Source organism: Cupriavidus sp. 05N39 (assembly GCF_056397325.1).
In genome coordinates, this window is the sequence record NZ_JBFTNE010000132.1 from 1 (window position 1) to 16980 (window position 16980).

Consider the following 16980-nt stretch of genomic DNA (forward strand, 5'->3'; position numbering starts at 1 on the left):
GTACCACTGTACCCCCCGAAGGTCCTGGAATTTGATCAATGAAGCGAATGAAGGGGGGCAAGCGGAAATATTGGTTAGCAGGTACCGCACTGCTTGCGCTGGTCTTGGTGCCGTATCTATGGGGTGTGGCGCTACGGGGAACGGCGCACGAATGTGAGCGTATAAAGGAAGGTAGTCTTTATAGTGGAGAAATATGCTTCTTGAATAGCCAATATGGAATGCGCTTCCGCCTTTATGACGCTGAAACCGAGCAGCTACTGGCAGAGCGCACTTACAACGACCTAGACCCCGGGATCGTTTGGGGTGATGACAGAGTAACCTACAACTTAGGGGCATCTCCAAGTGAGTATGTGGAATTGCCCCCCACATGGTGGGATCGATTGCGTGCCAAGCTGCCGTAACGCGGGTCTACGCGCAATCGCCGCGTGCGGGTCGCCGCCGCCCTGGGCATGGGACACCAGGGAAACACCCAATCCACCCAAATTATGCAGCCCCAAAGAGCTGCTTATCTTGGGTGGATTGCCAGAAACCCACCATAATAGTGTCCGCACAAGGCTACGAAGCGTCGCTGCGTCAGTACCACTTGAAGATGCTCGTTGACGGCCAACTGGTTGAAAGCGTGGTCGACGAGCCGGCACTGCGGCCCGGCATCAACGCGGCAGGGCTGACGTACGACTACGACATGCACAAGATCGCAAGGCTGCACAATGCCCGGCGCGCCGGTCGTGATCGGTTTGCCGGAAGTCCCGTCCAGGCGCGATGATGCGCCCTGAACCTGCTGCGGTTCCATCCAGGCCTCGCATGCAGGAAGGGGAAGCGCTTGCCACACCAACTCACAAAGGGAATGCGCATGCTGCACAACGCCGCTGAATCTGTTCTGGTGCTGGTGGATCTCCAGGCCCGCCTGATGCCCGCGATCCATGAAAGCGATCGCGTCGTAACGGAAGCCGTGCGCCTGGCCAATATCGCGCGGGTACTGGGCGTGCCGGTGATCGGCACCGAGCAAAGCCCCGGCAGCCTGGGCGGGAATCTCGACGAGATCAGGCGACTATGCGATCAGACCGTGGCCAAGGACCACTTCGATGGCTGCCGGGACGGCTTGCTCGACGCACTCCCTGCCGGGAGGAAGAGCGTGGTGGTAGCCGGCTGCGAAGCCCACGTCTGCGTTTTCCAGACGGTCACCGGGCTGCTCGGCCACGGACTGAGCGTGACCGTCGTGCTGGATGCCATTGGCTCGCGCAAGGCCTCCAGCCGCGACGCGGCCATCGACAGGATGCGCAGGGACGGGGCCACCGCCGCCACGGTCGAGATGATTGCCTTCGAATGGATGCGGACGAGCCGGCACGAACGCTTCCGCGAGGTGCTTGGTTTCGTGAAGTAGCGCCTCGCGGGGAGGCCGCGGCGCAGGCTGAGACCCGCGCCACGCTTACGCTTGCGCGCCTGGAACCAAGCTGGCTATGGCGCTTGTCGCCCGGCCTGTGCCTCCCCATCCACCCGCACCGCAAGCCCGAGCGGATTACCGGTGCGCAGCGCCTGCGGCAGCAGGGCGGCCGGCATGTCCTGGTAGCACACGGGCCGGAGGAAGCGCGCGATGGCCAGGCTCCCGACCGACGTGGAGCGGCCGTCCGAGGTGGAAGGATACGGTCCGCCATGCACCATCGCATGACTCACCTCCACCCCCGTGCCAAAGCCATTGACGAGGATCCGGCCAACGCGGCGCTCCAGCGCGGGCAGGAAGCCGCGCGCGGCATCGTAGTCGGCCTCATCGATATGGATGGCCGCGGTCAGTTGCCCCTCCAGGGCTTCCACCACACGCTGCATGGCGGCCAGGTCGGGGCACCGCACCACTAGCGACGCCGCGCCGAAGATTTCCGCGCGCAGTGCTTCGTGCGCGAGGAAGGCCTCGGCGGTGGTCGAGAACAGCGCCGCCCGCCCCTGGTATTGCGCGCCGGCCTGGCCACGCGCAATGGTGCTGACCTGCGGATGGCAACCAAGGCCTTCGACGCCGGCGCCGTATGCCCGGTGGATGCCCGGAGTCAGCATGGTCGACGCCGGGGCTTGCGCGATCGCCGCTTCGGCCGCCGCCAGGAAACGATCGAGATCCGGCCCCTCCACCGCCAGCACCAGGCCCGGATTGGTGCAGAACTGGCCCGCGCCGAGCATCAGCGAGGCGGCGAAGGCCTTGCCGATGGCGTCGGCACGGCTGCCCAGCGCGTGCGGGAACAACAGCACCGGGTTGATACTGCTCATTTCCGCGTAGACCGGGATCGGCTCGGCGCGGGCCGCGGCCAGTTGCATCAACGCGGTGCCACCGGCGCGCGAGCCGGTGAAGCCGACCGCCTTGATACGATGATCGCTCACCAGCCCCTGGCCGATCCGCAGGCCGGAATCGAACAGCAGGGAGAACGTTCCCTCGGGCAAACCCGACTCGTCCACGGCCTTCCGGATTGCGCGGCCAACCAGCTCCGATGTGCCGGGATGGGCCGGATGCGCCTTGACGATAACCGGGCAGCCGGCTGCCAGCGCCGATGCGGTATCGCCACCGGCCACCGAGAACGCCAGCGGGAAATTGCTGGCGCCGAACACGGCCACCGGCCCCAGCGCGATATTGCGCAGGCGCAGGTCCACACGCGGCAGCGGCTTGCGCTCCGGCTGCGCGGGATCGATGCGCAGGTCGAGGAAATCCCCCTGCCGCACCACAGCGGCAAACAAGCGGAGCTGGCCCACGGTGCGCCCGCGCTCGCCTTCTATCCGGGCACGCGGCAGGCCACTCTCGCTGACGCAACGCTCGATCAGCGCGTCGCCAAGATCAAGGATGTTGGCGGCAATCTTCTCCAGGAACGCGGCGCGTTGTTCGAGCGAGGTTTCGCGGTAGACATCGAAGGCCTGCGCGGCCAGCGCGCAAGCCTGCTCCAGTTGCTGCGGCGTGGCGCCGCCGAAGGCCGGCCCCAGCGTTTCCCCTGTCGCCGGATCGACAGCCCGGATCTCGCCGTGAGTGCCGCGCACAGACTGGCGCCCGATCAGCAATTCGCCTGAGATATTCATGCTCTGTCCTTGAAATGAAAAGGCGGCGCGTTAGCAGCGCCGCCAGTTGTCCAATGCTTGCCAGCCGCTCACCTGCCCCAGCGCAGCACCACCGGATCGAGCCTGCGCGCGATCTTCAGCAAACCGGCGCGCGTGGCCGGGTGCATCGGCTGCAAGGGGTGGCGCACGGCGTCGGAAGCAATCACGCCACCCTCCTTCATCAGCACCTTGGCCGTCGCCAGCCAGCCTTGCCGGTTCTCGTAGTTGATCAGCGGCAGCCATTGCTGGTAGTGCTGCGCGGCGAGCTCCGAGTCGCCGGCCTGGTAGGCATCCACGATCTTGCGGATGCCATCGGGGAAACCCGCGCCGGTCATCGCGCCGGTGGCGCCCGCATCGAGGTCGGCCATCAGCGTGATGGCCTCTTCGCCATCCCACGGGCCCACGATGGCATCGCCGCCGAGCTCGATCAGTTCGCGCAGCTTGGCAGCGGACTGCGGCACTTCGATCTTGAAGTACGAGACGTTGGCGATCTCCTTCGCCATGCGCGCCAGGAACGCGGCCGACAGCGTGGTGCCGCTCACGGGCGCATCCTGGATCATGATGGGAATATCGATCGCGCCGGACACCGTGGTGAAGAATTCGTGGATGGCGCGCTCCGGCACGCGGATGGTGGCGCCGTGATACGGCGGCATCACCATCACCATGGCGGCGCCCGCGTCCTGCGCGGCGCGGCTGCGCGCGGCGCAGATGCGCGAGCTGAAGTGCGTGGTAGTGACGATCACCGGGACGCGGCCGGCCACGTGATCCAGCACGGTCGTCATCAGCAGGCTGCGCTCGTCATCGGTCAGCACGAACTGCTCGGAGAAATTCGCCAGGATGCAGATGCCGTCGGAGCCGGCGTCGATCATGAAATCGATGCAGCGGCGCTGGCCGTCGAGGTCAAGGCCACCTTGTTCGTCGAAGATGGTGGGTGCCACCGGGAATACACCACGGTAGACGGCATTGGCTTTGGGCATGTTCATGGTCTCTCCTCCTTGTTCTTGCCGGCGGCGCCGGGTCCGGCCGGAGCCCCACGTCGAGGGGGCTTGTGACAGGGATGCAATATACGGTGCGCCAGGCCGCGATGTATATTGAAACCTTTCCATCTCGTGATCGCTTTTGCGACTCACGTAGCTTTCGCCCCGGGTTCCCATGAAGGCCACGCTTGACGTTCTGATGTCCCGCCTGCGCATGAAGCAACTGCAATTGCTGATTGCGCTGGACGACCACAAATCCCTGCACCAGGCTGCGTCGGCCATGGCCATGACGCAGTCGGCGGCCAGCAAGGCCTTGCAGGAGCTGGAAGGCATGCTGGACGCGCCGCTGTTCGAGCGCTCCAAGACCGGCATGCGGCCAAACCAGTTCGGCCACTGCGTGATCCGCTATGCGCGGCTGCTGGCGACGGATCTCACCGCCTTATGCCAGGACATGGCCGAGATCCGTTCCGGCAAGGGCGGCCACCTGGCCGTCGGCGCCATCATGGGCGCGGTCCCGGATGTGCTGGTGCCGGCGCTGGAGACCATGCAGGACGAACAACCGAACCTGTCCATCGAAATCGTCGAAGACACCAGCCTGCGCATGCTCACGCTGCTGGACGACGGGCGCCTGGACCTCGTCATCGGGCGCGCGCTGGTAAGCGACCAGCCCGCCAGGTACCACTACCAGGCGATTGGCGACGAACCGATCTCGGCAGTGGTGGGCTACAGCCATGCCGCGCCGCGCGCCAGGACGCTCACCTTTGCCGACCTGGCCGGCTACCGGTGGATCGTCTATCCCGGCCAGATGCCGATGCACGAGTTGTTGCAGCGCGAGTTGGACATGGTCGGCGTGGGCATGCCGGCGAATGCGATCACCACCTCCTCCAGCTTCGTCACCGTGGCCTTGCTGCAGCGCAGCGCGAAACTGGTCTCGCTGCTGCCGACCAGCGTGGCCGAACTGTTCGCCCGGCAAAAGATGCTTCGCATCCTGCCGGTGACGATGCGGTCCCGGCAGCAGACCTTTGGGGTCGTGACCCGGCGCGGGGGCACGCTTTCCGCCGCCGCGGGCCAGTTGATCAAGCTGCTCCGCGCCGGGCAGGCGGAAGTCTGAGCGGCGCCTGGCATCCGTTGCGAGGTATTCCTTAAAGTAATCACCCATTCAATAAACGTCAGTAGTCACGCATCGCTCCCATCCTTATAGTTGCCCCATCCGCGCTCCGGCGCAGGCCCATAACAAGACATGGAGACAACAATGAAACGATGGATGACCGGCGCCTTTGCCGGCGTGATTGGACTGGCAACCGCCATGGCAACCGGCGTCCACGCGCAGGACACCCGCCCTGTACGGATGATGGTAGGCGCGGCGCCGGGCGGCGGCACCGACGTGATGGCGCGCATCGTCTCCGACAAGCTGGCCGCCATCCTCAAGCAGCCGGTCGTGGTGGACAACCGGCCTGGCGCCTCCAACACCATCGCCGCCGACATCACCGCCAAGGCAGCGCCGGATGGCAACACGCTGCTGATGGGCGTGGTCACCTCCCAGGCCATCGCGCCCCACCTGCTCAAGCTGCAGTTCAACCCGCTCAAGGACCTGGCGCCGGTGGCCCTGGTGTCGTCGGTGCCCAATGTGCTGGTGGTCAACAACCAGGTGCCGGCGCAAGACGTAAAAGCGCTGGTGGCGCAGATCCAGGCCAACCCCGACAAATTCCGCTACAGCTCCTCCGGCGTCGGCAGCACCCAGCACCTGGCCGGTGCGGCGTTTGCCCGCCAGATCCACGGCAAGCTGCTGCACGTGCCATACAAGAGCAGCAGCAGCGCGCTGGTGGACCTGATGGGCGGCCAGGTCGACATGAGCTTCGAGACCATGCCCTCCGTCATCAACCACATCAAGGCCGGCAAGCTGCGCGCGCTGGCGGTCACCGCCGACCAGCGCTCGGCGCTGCTGCCTAACGTACCCACGCTGGCCGAAGCCGGCGTGCCCGGCATCCAGATGAATGCCTGGTACGGCGTCTACGCCCCGGCCGGCACGCCGCCCGCCACGCTGCAGAAGCTGAGCGCGGCGCTGGCCACCATACTCAAGGATCCCGACACCGTGCGCCGTCTCAATGATGTGGGCGCGTTGCCGGGCACGCTCACCGCCACCCAGTTCGATGCCTTCTCGCGCGCCGAATATGCGCGCTACGGCAAGCTGATCGCCGAACTCGGCGTCAAGCTGGACTGAACCCCTTTCCCTCAAGACTCCCATGACCCAACGACCCCGAATCGCCATGGTGCTCGGCGACCCCGCCGGCATCGGCCCCGAGCTGATCGCCAGGCTGCTGGCCGACCCTGCCACCGCGGCGCAGGCCGACATCCTGCTGATTGCCGACCGCGACGAATGGCGCCACGGCATGCAGGTGGCCGGCGTGGATATCGCGCTGCGCGAAACCGATTCGCTCGCGTTCGCTGGCGGCGATAGCGCCAGCGCCCCGCGCCTGTTCCACTGGCAGCTCGACGGCAAACCCGCCTACCGGCGCGGCGTGGCCAGCGCGGAAGGCGGYCGCTACAGCCTCGGCACCCTGGCCGTGGCGCTGGAGCTGGCGCAGGCTGGCAAGGCCGACGCCATCCTGTTCGGCCCGCTCAACAAAAGCTCGCTGCACGCCGCCGGCATGGGGCACAACGATGAGCTGCACTGGTTCGCCGAGAAGCTCGGCTACGACGGCGCTTTCTGCGAGTTCAATGTGCTCGACGGCCTGTGGACCTCCCGCGTGACGTCCCACGTTGCGCTCAAGGACGTGCCCGCCATGATCAACCGCGACAGCGTGGGCGCCGCCATCGACCTGATCGACCAGGCCCTGCGCAGGGCCGGCATGGCTCGCCCGCGCATTGCCGTGTGCGGCCTCAACCCGCACAACGGCGACAACGGCGCCTTCGGCCGCGAGGAGATCGACTTCATCGCACCGGCGGTCGCCGATGCGCGGGCACGCGGCGTGGCGGCGGATGGCCCCTTCCCCGCCGACACCATCTTCCTCAAGGTGCAGGGCAGCCCGGAGCAAAGGCAGTTCGATGCCATCGTCACGATGTATCACGACCAGGGCCAGATCGGCATCAAGCTGATGGGCTTCTCGCGCGGCGTCACCGTGCAGGGCGGCCTGCCCGTGCCGATCACCACGCCGGCCCACGGCACCGCTTTCGACATCACGCAGCAAGGCCGCGCCGACCTCGGCGCCACGCTGCAAGCCTTCCGCATCGCCTGCCAGATGGGCAGCCAGCGCGCAGCCCCCTGAACCTGCCGCCCGCCACCGGCCACTATCCAACGGAGACTATCTTGAAAATCACCAACGTCCGCGCCCGCGTCTTTGAATGGAAKGGCAAGACCGTGCCCCCGCAAGCGCACTTCTGCACCAATGCCACCGACATCCTGTTCGAGCGTGGCGACGCCATGGGCTCGTTCCGCTTCCACGGCTGGCTGGTGGTGGAAGTGGAAACCGATACCGGCCTGGTCGGCATCGGCAACTGCGCGCTCGCACCGCGCGTGGCCAAGGAAATCGTCGACCAGTACCTGGCCCCGATCGTGATCGGCCAGGACCCGTTCGACAACGAGTACCTGTGGCAGAAGATGTACCGCCGCACCCACGCCTGGGGCCGCAAGGGCATCGGCATGGCAGCAATTTCGGCGGTAGACATCGCGCTGTGGGACCTGATGGGCAAGGCGGTGGGCAAGCCGGTGTTCAAGCTGCTGGGCGGGCGCACCAAGGAAAAGATCTGGTGCTACGCCTCCAAGCTCTACAACAACGATGACCGCGACGCCTTCCTGGCCGAGGCGCAGAGCTATCTCGACCAGGGCTTCACCGCGATGAAGATGCGCTTCGGCTACGGTCCCAAGGACGGCCCCGCCGGCATGCGGAAGAACATCGAGCAGGTGCGCCTGCTGCGCGAACTGGTGGGCGACAGCGTCGACATCATGCTGGAATGCTATATGGGCTGGACGCTCGAATACGCGCGCCGCATGCTGCCGCGCCTGGCCGAATTCAATCCGCGCTGGCTGGAAGAACCGGTGATCGCCGACGACATCGAAGGCTATGCCGAGCTGAAGAAGATGAGCCCGTTCCCCATCTCCGGCGGCGAGCACGAATTCACCTCCTACGGTTTCAAGGACCTGCTGGAACGCCGCGCGGTGGACGTGATCCAGTACGACACCAACCGCGTGGGCGGCATCACCGCCGCGCAGAAGATCAATGCCATGGCGGAAGCCTGGTCGGTGCCCGTGATCCCGCATGCGGGCCAGATGCACAACTACCACCTCACCATGGCCTCGACCGCATCGCCGATGTCCGAGTACTTCCCGGTGCACGACGTGGAGGTGGGCAACGAGCTGTTCTACTACATCTTCAAGGGCGACCCGGCGCCGGACAAGGGGTACCTGCAGCTTGACGACAATCTGCCGGGGCTGGGGCTGACGCTCAACGAGGAGTACTTCGGGGAGTTCGAGATCATCGAATAAGAAGGCCGCAACGGCCCGCAACCCGCCTGGCTGTGCCGGTTGCGCTCTTAGAAGGGCGCAGCCGGCCGCTTGCGTTTCAGGTCCGGCCTCATCCCTTCACCCCCACCGCCTGCTGCAACGCGTGCACCAGCGTCAGCAGCGGCTCGCTGTGCTCCGTACGGCGCAGCCACATTGCCCCCACCGCCGGCAGGTCCCACGTCAACGTATGCGGCAAGACCGCGGCGCTGCCGCTGGCAGCCAGTTCGGCAGCCACCGCGCGCGGCACGATGGTGATGGCGCGCGGCTGGTTGCGCATCAGTGTGGCGATGGTCTTGATCGAATACGTCTCCACCATCGGCGTCGGTGGCACTGCGCCGGCGGTAGCGAACAACGTATTGATGGTGCGCCGGATCGGCGTATGCGAGGGCGGCAAAATCCAGTCCAGCGCGGCCAGGCGCGGCCAGTCCAGCTTGCCGCGCGCCAGCCGCGCCGCGGCGGCCACTGGCACCACCAGCGCGGGTTCCTCGCGGTAAAGCGGCGTCTGCACGATGTCGTCGCCCGGCGCGTAGAAAGACCGCGCGATCACGCAATCCAGTTCGTGCGCGCGCAGCGCCGCCACCAGTTCGTCCGTGGTGCCCTCGCGCACCAGCACCGCCACGCGCGGCTGCTGTTGCAAGCCGTGCGAGCAGGCTGCATCCAGTACCACAGGCGCCACATACGGAATCACGCCGATGCGCAGCCGCCCGTGCAGGCCGGCGCCGATCACCGCCAGTTCCCGCCCGAGCGCCTCCGTATCCGCCATCGCCAGCCGCGCATGCGCCAGCACGGCCGCGCCGGTCCCGGTAGGCTCCAGCCCGCGCCGCGAGCGCGCGAACAGCGGCACCATGAAGATCTCCTCGATCTCCCGCAGCGCCTTGGTCACGGCGGGCTGGGTCAGGTCCATCTCGGCCGCGACGCGCGACACCGAGCGCTGACGGTCCAGCGCCAGCAGCAGCGCCAGATGCTTGAGGCGCAGGCGGGAGATGAGGTTGTGCTGAAGTTTGTCGACTGGGGACGGCAATTGGAGTCCTGGACCTGATCGTCTAGCAAGACGTTGATTCTACTAGCGCCGCCACGACGCGCCCTGAACTTGCTAAGGCGGCCAATGGCGCGTCTAATGATCCGAGGCAGGCGATGGCAGTCAGGAGGGGTGATGCGCTGCACAAATTGCGGGTTCGCGAACCTCGCGCAGGCCAACTTCTGCGAGCAGTGCGGGGCCAGGCTTGCGCGGATCTGCCCGCGCTGTGGCGAGGAGTCCGGCCCTGCGGCGAAGTTCTGCCGCGGATGTGGCTCGCCCCTGGATGACGCCCCGTCAGCATCGCTTCCAGGACCTGCGACGGCCGCTTCGGCCCCTGTCCACTACACGCCGCCCCATCTGGCCGAGCGCATCCGGGCGGAGCAGGCAGCCATGGAAGCCAGGGGCGGAACGGCCGGCGAGCGCAAGACCATCACGGCGCTGTTCGCCGATATGGCTGGTTCGACGGCGTTGATCCAGGACCTGGACCCGGAAGAGGCGCGTCACCTGATCGACCCCGTGGTGACGCTGATGATGGATGCCGTGCACCACTATGAGGGCTACGTAGCCAAGTTCCTGGGAGACGGCATTCTCGCTCTGTTCGGCGCTCCCATTGCCCATGAAGATCATGCCCTGCGGGCTTTGTATGCGGCGCTGCGCATGCAGGAGGCAATGCGTCGCCACAGTGACCGGGTGCGTCTGGATCAGGGCATACCGCTTCAGATCCGCGTCGGAATCCACACGGGTGAGGTGTTGGTGCGCTCGATCCGCAAGGACGATCTGCACACGGACTACGATCCCGTGGGGCACACAATCCACATCGCCTCGCGCATGGAAGGCGTTGCCACACCGGCGTCCATCCTTGTCAGCGAGTCGACCCATAGGCTCGCCGAAGGGTATTTCGAATTCAAGCCGCTGGGGACGACCCACGTAAAAGGCGTCCGGGATCCGCTTGCGGTGTATGAGGTGCTGGGCCTCGGCGCATTGCGCACTCGCCTGCAAGTGGCGGCGCATCGCGGCCTGGCGCGCTTTGTGGGACGCCAGGCCGAAATGGAGGCGTTGCACAAGGTCCTGGAACTGGCCAAGGCGGGGCATGGGCAGGTCGCCGAAGTGATGGGAGAGGCCGGGGTAGGAAAATCGCGGCTGTTCCACGAGTTCAAGGCACGATCACAGCAAGGCTGCATGGTGCTGGAGACCTTCTCGGTTTCGCACGGCAAGGCCTTCGCCTATCTCCCGCTGATCGAGCTCCTGAGGAACTATTTTCAGATCACCCCGCAGGACAACGACCGAAGCTGCCGCGAGAAGGTCACGGGCAGACTGCTTACCCTCGACAGGACGCTGGAAGACCATTTGCCCTATTTGCTCTACCTGCTCGGCTCCGTCGAGCCCGGCTCGGCACTGCCGACCATGGACGCTGCCATCCGGCGGCAGCGCACGTTTGAAGCGGTTGCACGCCTGCTGGTCCGCGAAAGCCTCAACCAGCCTCTCGAGCTCCTGTTCGAAGACCTGCAATGGCTGGACAGCGAAACCGAGGCCTTCCTCAATATCCTCCTGGACTATGTGCCGGGTGCGAGGATCGCCCTGCTCGTCAACTACCGCCCGGAGTACTCCCATGACTGGAGCTCCCGGAGTTACTGCGTCCAGCTGCATCTTGAGCCGCTGGGCCCGGCCGAAGCCCAGGGGCTGCTCACCGCGCTGCTGGGCGAGGATCGCGCTCTCGCGCCGCTGAAACGGCTGATCCTGGACAAGACGGAAGGCAACCCGTTCTTTATGGAGGAAGTGGTCCAGACCCTGGTTGAGGAGAATGCCCTGGTTGGCCAGCCTGGCTGCTACCGCATCGAGAGAGCGCCGACTTCGCTGCATATCCCCACCACCGTCCAGGGCGTGCTCGCCGCCCGCATCGACCGGCTCCCCCTCGTCCAGAAGGAACTGCTGCAAAGCCTGGCCGTGATCGGCAAGGAGTTCCCATTGAGTCTCATCCGGCATGTCACTGCGCTGGCTGACGACGAATTGCGCCCGCTTCTGGCCGCCCTGCAGGCGGGCGATTTCATTTACGAACGACCTGTATTCCCGGAGGTGGAGTACGCCTTCAAGCACGCGCTCACCCAGGAAGTTGCCGGCAACTCGCTGCTTACCGAGCAGCGCAGCGCGCTGCACGAGCGCACCGCGGAGGCCATCGAGACACTGTTCCAGAGTCGGTTAAAGGACTACTGCAGCGAGCTGGCACATCATTACAGCCACAGCGGCAACATCCCGAAGGCAGTCAAGTACCTGCACTGCGCCGGCGAGCAGGCCCTGCAGCGTTCTGCCCAGATGGAAGCAATCCGTCACCTGGGCACGGCCGTGGAACTGCTCGAGCGGCTGCCCGACACGCCCGAGCGCGCACGCGAGGAACTCACACTGCTACTAACGCTAGGACCGGCCTTGATAGCCACGCGGGGTCAGGCCGCTCCCGAGGTGGAGGCAACTTACAGGCGCGCACTGGCATTGTGCGAACAGGGTGGGCAAACGCCCAGTTTCTTCTCGGCGCAGCTAGGACTGTGGGCGTTCTACCAATTGCGGGCGCAGTACACGGTTGCGCAGCCGCTTGGGGAACGGCTGCTTGCCATGGCTCTGGACACGCAGAAGCCTGGGCAGCTCGCGGAGGCGCATCGTGTACTCGGCGCCACCACGTTCCGCCTGGGCCAGCCCGGCGTGGCCCGCACCCATATGGAAGAGGTGCTGTCACTGCAACGGCCGGACCCGTCGGCATACGATTTTCTTCTGGGTTACGGGCGAGACCCGGYCGTACATGCCACAAGCACGCTGGGTTGGATCCTGTGGTACCTGGGCCTGCCGGATCTGGCTCGCACGCGCTGCCAGGACGCATTGGTTCTGGCCAGGAAGCGCCCCGACGCCTTTAACCTCGCGCTTTGCTTCGTCTTCGCAGCCGAAGTGCACCAATGTCGGCGTGAGGTGCAATTGACCCGCGAGTACGCAGAGGCCGCGATCGCGATCTCGGGCGAGGAGGGCTTTCCCATCTATCTGGCGTGGGGAACCGTTCTGCAAGGCTGGGCGCTGACGGAACAAGGCCGTTTGGAAGAGGGGATTGCCGAAATACACCAGGGCCTCGCCGCTTACGAGGCAACTGGCGCGGCACTGGGCAGGCCGAACTTTCTGGCCCTGCTCGCTGAAGCGCTTGGGAGAGCCGGGGACTTCCAGGCCGGGCTGGACGTGCTGGCCGAGGCGCTAGCCTTGACGCAAGACACGGGAGAGCTGCTTGACGAAGCGACGCTGCATCGGCTCAAGGGAGAGTTGATACTCCAATCCCGCGCACTCACTGGCCACGACGAAGCCGAGGCCTGCTTTCACAAGGCAATCGCCGTCGCCCGCGATCAGGGTTCCAGGTCACTGGAGCTGCAGGCCGCGCTGAGCCTTGCCCAGCTATGGCGAAGGCAGGGAAAGATGAGCGCCGCGCGCCAGACCCTTGCCCCGATCCATGGAACCTTCAGTGAGGGCTTCGACACGGCTGACTGGCAGCAAGCCAAGGCACTACTGGACGATCCGACCTGAAGCGATAGCGCTTCCCGGTTGCCCGGCCGTCATCCTCAAAGGAATTCCTTTTTGATGTCAATGCTAGAGCGCTGGCCAACATTGTCGTAGTTTTCCGTGATCCATGCCTCGGCCGCAGCCCTCCCCTTGTCACGCAGGAAGCAAAGGAAGTCCCAGTCGGCGTTGTACTTGCTCGACGCGCCGAGGGCGCTCATCGTCTCATCGGAACGGATGGAGTGGATCAGCATTTCCTTCATTTCGCTCCGATCAACCTTGCCTTGCTGGATGAGCGAAGTCACGAAGGCTATCGCGCGCATTTCTCGCATGAGCGACGAGTTGAAACTTACCTCATTGACGCGATTGAGGATGTCGGCGGCAGTGGTCGGCACGCCACGGCGTACGATCGGATTGATATGGACAATCACGACATCGCTTGTATTGCAGTGATAGATCAGCGGGAAAATTGCCGGGTTACCCACATAGCCGCCATCCCAAAAGTACTCGCCATCGATGGACACGGCCTGGAACAGGGTTGGCGGACAGGCCGAAGCCAGCACGCCCTCAATGCAAATGTCCTCGCTTGAAAAGATGCGTATCCTGCTAGTCTCGACATTGGTCGCACACAGATAAATCTGTATCGGGCAATGCTTGCGCAATGCCGCAAAATCGACCTGCTTCTCCAGCACGTCCCGGAGCGGATTCGAGTTATTGGGATTGAACTGGTATGGCGACAGGATACGAAGAACGATATCCGCCATCGCGTACAAGGGCGAGTGATTCAGCCCAAAGCTATGTGTCCCTTTCAGCCACGGCACCCAGCGCGCCGGGCTGTACCGCGCTGCCGATTGCGCGATCGCTAGCCAGAAATCGTGGAGCGCCTGGCGCGCCTGCCCGTGCCCGCCTTGCAGCAAGCCATGGGCGAGCACGGCGGCATTCATCGCCCCCGCGCTCGTTGCACTGACGCCTTCGATGGTAAATCTCTGATCCTCGAGCAGCCGGTCGAGGACTCCCCACGTGAACGCGCCGTGCATGCCGCCACCCTGCAATGCAAGTGCAATGGGCTTTTGTTCACCGTTATCGGTCTGCTTACGGAGATCCCCAGCCATCCTGAAGCTCCTTGGTGGTGCGCACGGGAGCGTGCCCGCCGGGTATCAACTTCCGTAGGCATTGCGCGAAGTATCGTAACCCGCGCTTCTCCAGGCGTTTGCTCGGCGGCTACCAGCGCAGCGCTAATGGATACCCGCCAAACAAGGCTTCCGGCAGTGCGTCGAATGACAGGGGCCGCTGTCCTGAGTGTAGTAAAGATGGGCATGGTCAACTTGGCGGCGCGGCAGATCGTGCCGCAGCTGGCGGACGAGGGGACCGGCTTAGCGTCGGAATCTGCATTCCAGCAGGATCGGGGGATTTTTATGCATAACCAATTTCTCATACAACAATAAGAAATACGCGACAAACGGTTATCCAATAACCCTATACTTCAAGGCAACCACCCCCTTCGGCTTGCGCTGCCTTCGCCGCCCTGCCCGGACCCCACGGAGCCTCCATGTTCACCACCCGCCCGGAAATCGTCGGTACCTTTGGCGTGGTCTCGTCCACCCACTGGCTGGCCTCGCAAACCGCCATGAGCGTGCTCGAGCGCGGCGGCAATGCCTTCGACGCGGCGGTGGCCGGCGGCTTTGTACTGCAGGTGGTGGAGCCGCACCTGAACGGCCCGGGCGGCGAAGTGCCGATCCTGCTGTGGAGCGAGCGCGAACGCGCGGTGCGCTCCGTCTGCGGCCAAGGTCCCGCGCCGGCACTGGCCGACCCGGCCGCAATGCGCGCCAGGGGGCTGGACCTGGTGCCCGGCATCGGCCTGCTGCCCGCCACCGTGCCTGGCGCCTTCGGCGCATGGCTCACCATGCTGCGCGACTACGGCACCTGGACGCTGGCGGATGTGCTGGCGCCCGCCATTGCCTATGCGCGCGACGGCTTCCCGCTGGTGCCGCGCATCTCGCAAGCCATCCTGGCGGTGCGCGAGTTGTTCCAGAACGAGTGGCACAGTTCGGCCAACGTCTGGCTGCCGGATGGCCGCGTGCCGCGCCCCGGCAGCCTGCATGCGACGCCTGGCGTAGCCCGGACCTATACGCGCATTGTGGAAACGGCCGAGGCCGCCGGCGGCACCCGCGAGCAGCAGATCGACGCCGCGCTGGATTGCTGGTACCGCGGCTTCGTCGCCAGGGAAATCGACAGCTTCTGTCGCACGCAGGCCGTGCGCGACACCACCGGCGAGCGCCACAAGGGCCTGCTCCGCCATGAAGACATGGCTGACTGGACGCCTACCGTGGAAGCACCCGCAACGCTGGATTTCGGCCGCTATACGGTGGCCAAGTGCGGCATCTGGAGCCAGGGCCCCGCCTTCCTGCAGCAGATCGGCATGCTGCGCCACGCCGACCTTGCCGCCCACGCGCCCACCTCGCCCGAGTTCGTCCACCGCATCGCCGAGGCGGCCAAGCTGGCCATGGCCGACCGCCTGGCGTGGTACGGCGATCCCCGCTTTGGCGACGCGCCGCTGGCCGGCCTGCTCGATCCCGCCTACCTGGCCGCGCGCGCGCGCCAGATTGGCGAGCGCGCCTCGCCCGACATCCTGCCCGGCATCGTCGGGGGCCGCACGCCCCGCCTGCCCGATCTCGGCGCGGCGGAACGCACGCTGCGGCAAGCCGATGTGCGCTTCGGCGTGGGCGAGCCCACTTTCGCGGCAATGCCCCCGGTAGCGGAGTGGGCCGAGCGCGAGATCTTTGTCGGCGACACCTGCCACATCGACGTGATCGACCGCCACGGCAATATGGTCGCCGCCACGCCGTCGGGCGGCTGGCTGTCGTCCAGCCCGGTGATTCCCGAGCTTGGCTTCGCGCTCAACACCCGCCTGCAGATGACCTGGCTCGAACCGGGCCTGCCCAATACGCTGGCGCCGGGCAAGCGCCCCTGCACCACGCTCTCGCCTTCGCTGGCACTGCGCGACGGCGAGCCCTACATGGTGTTCGGCACGCCCGGCGGCGACCAGCAGGACCAATGGTCCGTCGCCTTCTTCCTGCGCCACGCCGTGCACGGCATGAACCTGCAGGAAGCCATCGACGCGCCCGCCTGGCATATCGATCATTTTCCCGGGTCCTTCTGGCCACGCTCGGTGGTCCTCAACCGGCTCAGCGTGGAATCGCGGCTGCCTGAAGACACCATCGCGGCGCTGCGCGCGCGCGGGCATGAGGTGAAGGTGGGAGAGCCATGGTCGGAGGGCCGCATGTCCGCCTGCACCAGAGAGCGCGATGCGCAGGGCCGGCTGGTGCTGCGTGCCGGCGCCAATGCACGGGGCATGCAGGGATATGCGGTGGGGCGTTGAGAGCGTTGAGGGCCGTCGGAGCAGACCAGCGGTCCGGCAAGGCAAGCAGTAATCGAATCAAACCGGATCGCATCAGGCGGTTCGCATAGCAATCGGAGAAGGAAAGAGATGAAAACCGTTTTGAAGCGCTGCCTGCTGGGCCTTGCCACGTTCTCGCTGTTCTGCGCCGCCTCCGGGGCCGGCGCGGCCGATCCCTATCCGCAAAAGCCCATCACCCTGATCGTGCCGTGGGCCGCCGGCGGCTCCACCGACATCCTGGCACGCGTACTCTCCGAACACCTGACCCGCTCCCTCGGCCAGCCGGTAATTGTCGACAACAAGCCCGGCGCATCTGGCAACATCGGCTCGGCCATGGTCGCGCGCGCCAAGCCCGACGGCTACACCCTGCTGGTCGGCTCCATGAGCACGCACGCGATGAACCCCGCGCTGATGCCCAACATGCCGTTTCGCGGCGTGGAAGACTTCACGCCACTGGGCCTGCTCGCCTACGTGACCAACACCATGGTGGTCAACCCATCGG

14 protein-coding genes are annotated in these 16980 nt (G+C 65.6%); 10 read left to right on the forward strand and 4 right to left on the reverse strand.

Features of this window, described 5'->3' with window-relative positions; all coding sequences use genetic code 11:
- The first annotated feature begins 38 nt into the window (after positions 1 to 38).
- From AC1DN0_RS36340 to AC1DN0_RS36350, 3 genes are all read left to right on the forward strand, one after another.
- Entirely contained in the window at positions 39 to 401 is a 363-nt protein-coding gene (locus AC1DN0_RS36340; protein ID WP_441625167.1) for a hypothetical protein, read from the forward strand.
- A 140-nt stretch (positions 402 to 541) separates the two neighbouring features.
- A complete protein-coding gene (locus AC1DN0_RS36345) occupies positions 542 to 763 on the forward strand; it encodes a hypothetical protein (RefSeq protein ID WP_441625165.1) in 222 nt (73 codons plus the stop codon).
- Between the two features lie 87 nt (positions 764 to 850).
- Positions 851 to 1381, forward strand: a complete 531-nt coding sequence (locus AC1DN0_RS36350) for an isochorismatase family protein (RefSeq protein WP_441625163.1) — start codon at positions 851 to 853, stop codon at positions 1379 to 1381.
- 74 nt (positions 1382 to 1455) lie between these two features.
- On the opposite strand, the gene AC1DN0_RS36355 is transcribed toward AC1DN0_RS36350, so the two are convergent.
- Positions 1456 to 3045 carry an aldehyde dehydrogenase (NADP(+)) gene (locus AC1DN0_RS36355; protein ID WP_441625161.1) on the reverse strand — a complete coding sequence of 530 codons (1590 nt, stop codon included), beginning with the start codon at positions 3043 to 3045 and terminating at the stop codon, positions 1456 to 1458.
- Positions 3046 to 3113: 68 nt separating this feature from the next.
- Positions 3114 to 4046: a dihydrodipicolinate synthase family protein gene (locus AC1DN0_RS36360; protein WP_441625159.1), complete on the reverse strand. Its 933-nt coding sequence runs from the start codon at positions 4044 to 4046 to the stop codon at positions 3114 to 3116.
- Between the two features lie 169 nt (positions 4047 to 4215).
- Between AC1DN0_RS36360 and AC1DN0_RS36365 the strand changes: the two genes are divergently transcribed.
- The 4 genes from AC1DN0_RS36365 to AC1DN0_RS36380 all read left to right on the forward strand — a co-directional run bounded on the left by AC1DN0_RS36365 (position 4216) and on the right by AC1DN0_RS36380 (position 8523).
- Positions 4216 to 5151 carry a LysR family transcriptional regulator gene (locus AC1DN0_RS36365; RefSeq protein ID WP_441625157.1) on the forward strand — a complete coding sequence of 312 codons (936 nt, stop codon included), beginning with the start codon at positions 4216 to 4218 and terminating at the stop codon, positions 5149 to 5151.
- A 141-nt stretch (positions 5152 to 5292) separates the two neighbouring features.
- Entirely contained in the window at positions 5293 to 6261 is a 969-nt protein-coding gene (locus tag AC1DN0_RS36370; protein ID WP_441625155.1) for a Bug family tripartite tricarboxylate transporter substrate binding protein, read from the forward strand.
- Between the two features lie 22 nt (positions 6262 to 6283).
- Complete coding sequence (locus AC1DN0_RS36375) at positions 6284 to 7306, forward strand: 4-hydroxythreonine-4-phosphate dehydrogenase PdxA (protein WP_441625153.1); 1023 nt, start codon at positions 6284 to 6286, stop codon at positions 7304 to 7306.
- A gap of 41 nt (positions 7307 to 7347) precedes the next feature.
- Complete coding sequence (locus tag AC1DN0_RS36380; protein ID WP_477146419.1) at positions 7348 to 8523, forward strand: L-rhamnonate dehydratase; 1176 nt, start codon at positions 7348 to 7350, stop codon at positions 8521 to 8523.
- An 88-nt stretch (positions 8524 to 8611) separates the two neighbouring features.
- Here the strand turns inward: AC1DN0_RS36380 and AC1DN0_RS36385 are convergent, their stop codons facing one another.
- The gene (locus AC1DN0_RS36385; RefSeq protein ID WP_441625149.1) at positions 8612 to 9562 is read right to left on the reverse strand and encodes a LysR family transcriptional regulator; all 951 of its coding nucleotides are present in this window, start codon (positions 9560 to 9562) and stop codon (positions 8612 to 8614) included.
- A 132-nt stretch (positions 9563 to 9694) separates the two neighbouring features.
- Between AC1DN0_RS36385 and AC1DN0_RS36390 the strand changes: the two genes are divergently transcribed.
- Positions 9695 to 13108 (forward strand): adenylate/guanylate cyclase domain-containing protein, encoded by a 3414-nt coding sequence (locus tag AC1DN0_RS36390; RefSeq protein WP_477146420.1) that lies wholly within the window; start codon positions 9695 to 9697, stop codon positions 13106 to 13108.
- Positions 13109 to 13143: 35 nt separating this feature from the next.
- Here AC1DN0_RS36390 and AC1DN0_RS36395 read toward each other — a convergent pair whose 3' ends face one another.
- Positions 13144 to 14193 carry a patatin-like phospholipase family protein gene (locus AC1DN0_RS36395; protein ID WP_441625145.1) on the reverse strand — a complete coding sequence of 350 codons (1050 nt, stop codon included), beginning with the start codon at positions 14191 to 14193 and terminating at the stop codon, positions 13144 to 13146.
- Positions 14194 to 14630: 437 nt separating this feature from the next.
- Here AC1DN0_RS36395 and AC1DN0_RS36400 point away from each other — a divergent pair, with 437 nt between their 5' ends.
- Both AC1DN0_RS36400 and AC1DN0_RS36405 read left to right on the forward strand, forming a co-directional pair.
- The gene (locus AC1DN0_RS36400) at positions 14631 to 16460 is read left to right on the forward strand and encodes a gamma-glutamyltransferase family protein (RefSeq protein WP_441625143.1); all 1830 of its coding nucleotides are present in this window, start codon (positions 14631 to 14633) and stop codon (positions 16458 to 16460) included.
- Between the two features lie 108 nt (positions 16461 to 16568).
- A partial coding sequence (locus tag AC1DN0_RS36405) for a Bug family tripartite tricarboxylate transporter substrate binding protein (protein ID WP_477146421.1) occupies positions 16569 to 16980 on the forward strand: 412 nt, incomplete at its 3' end.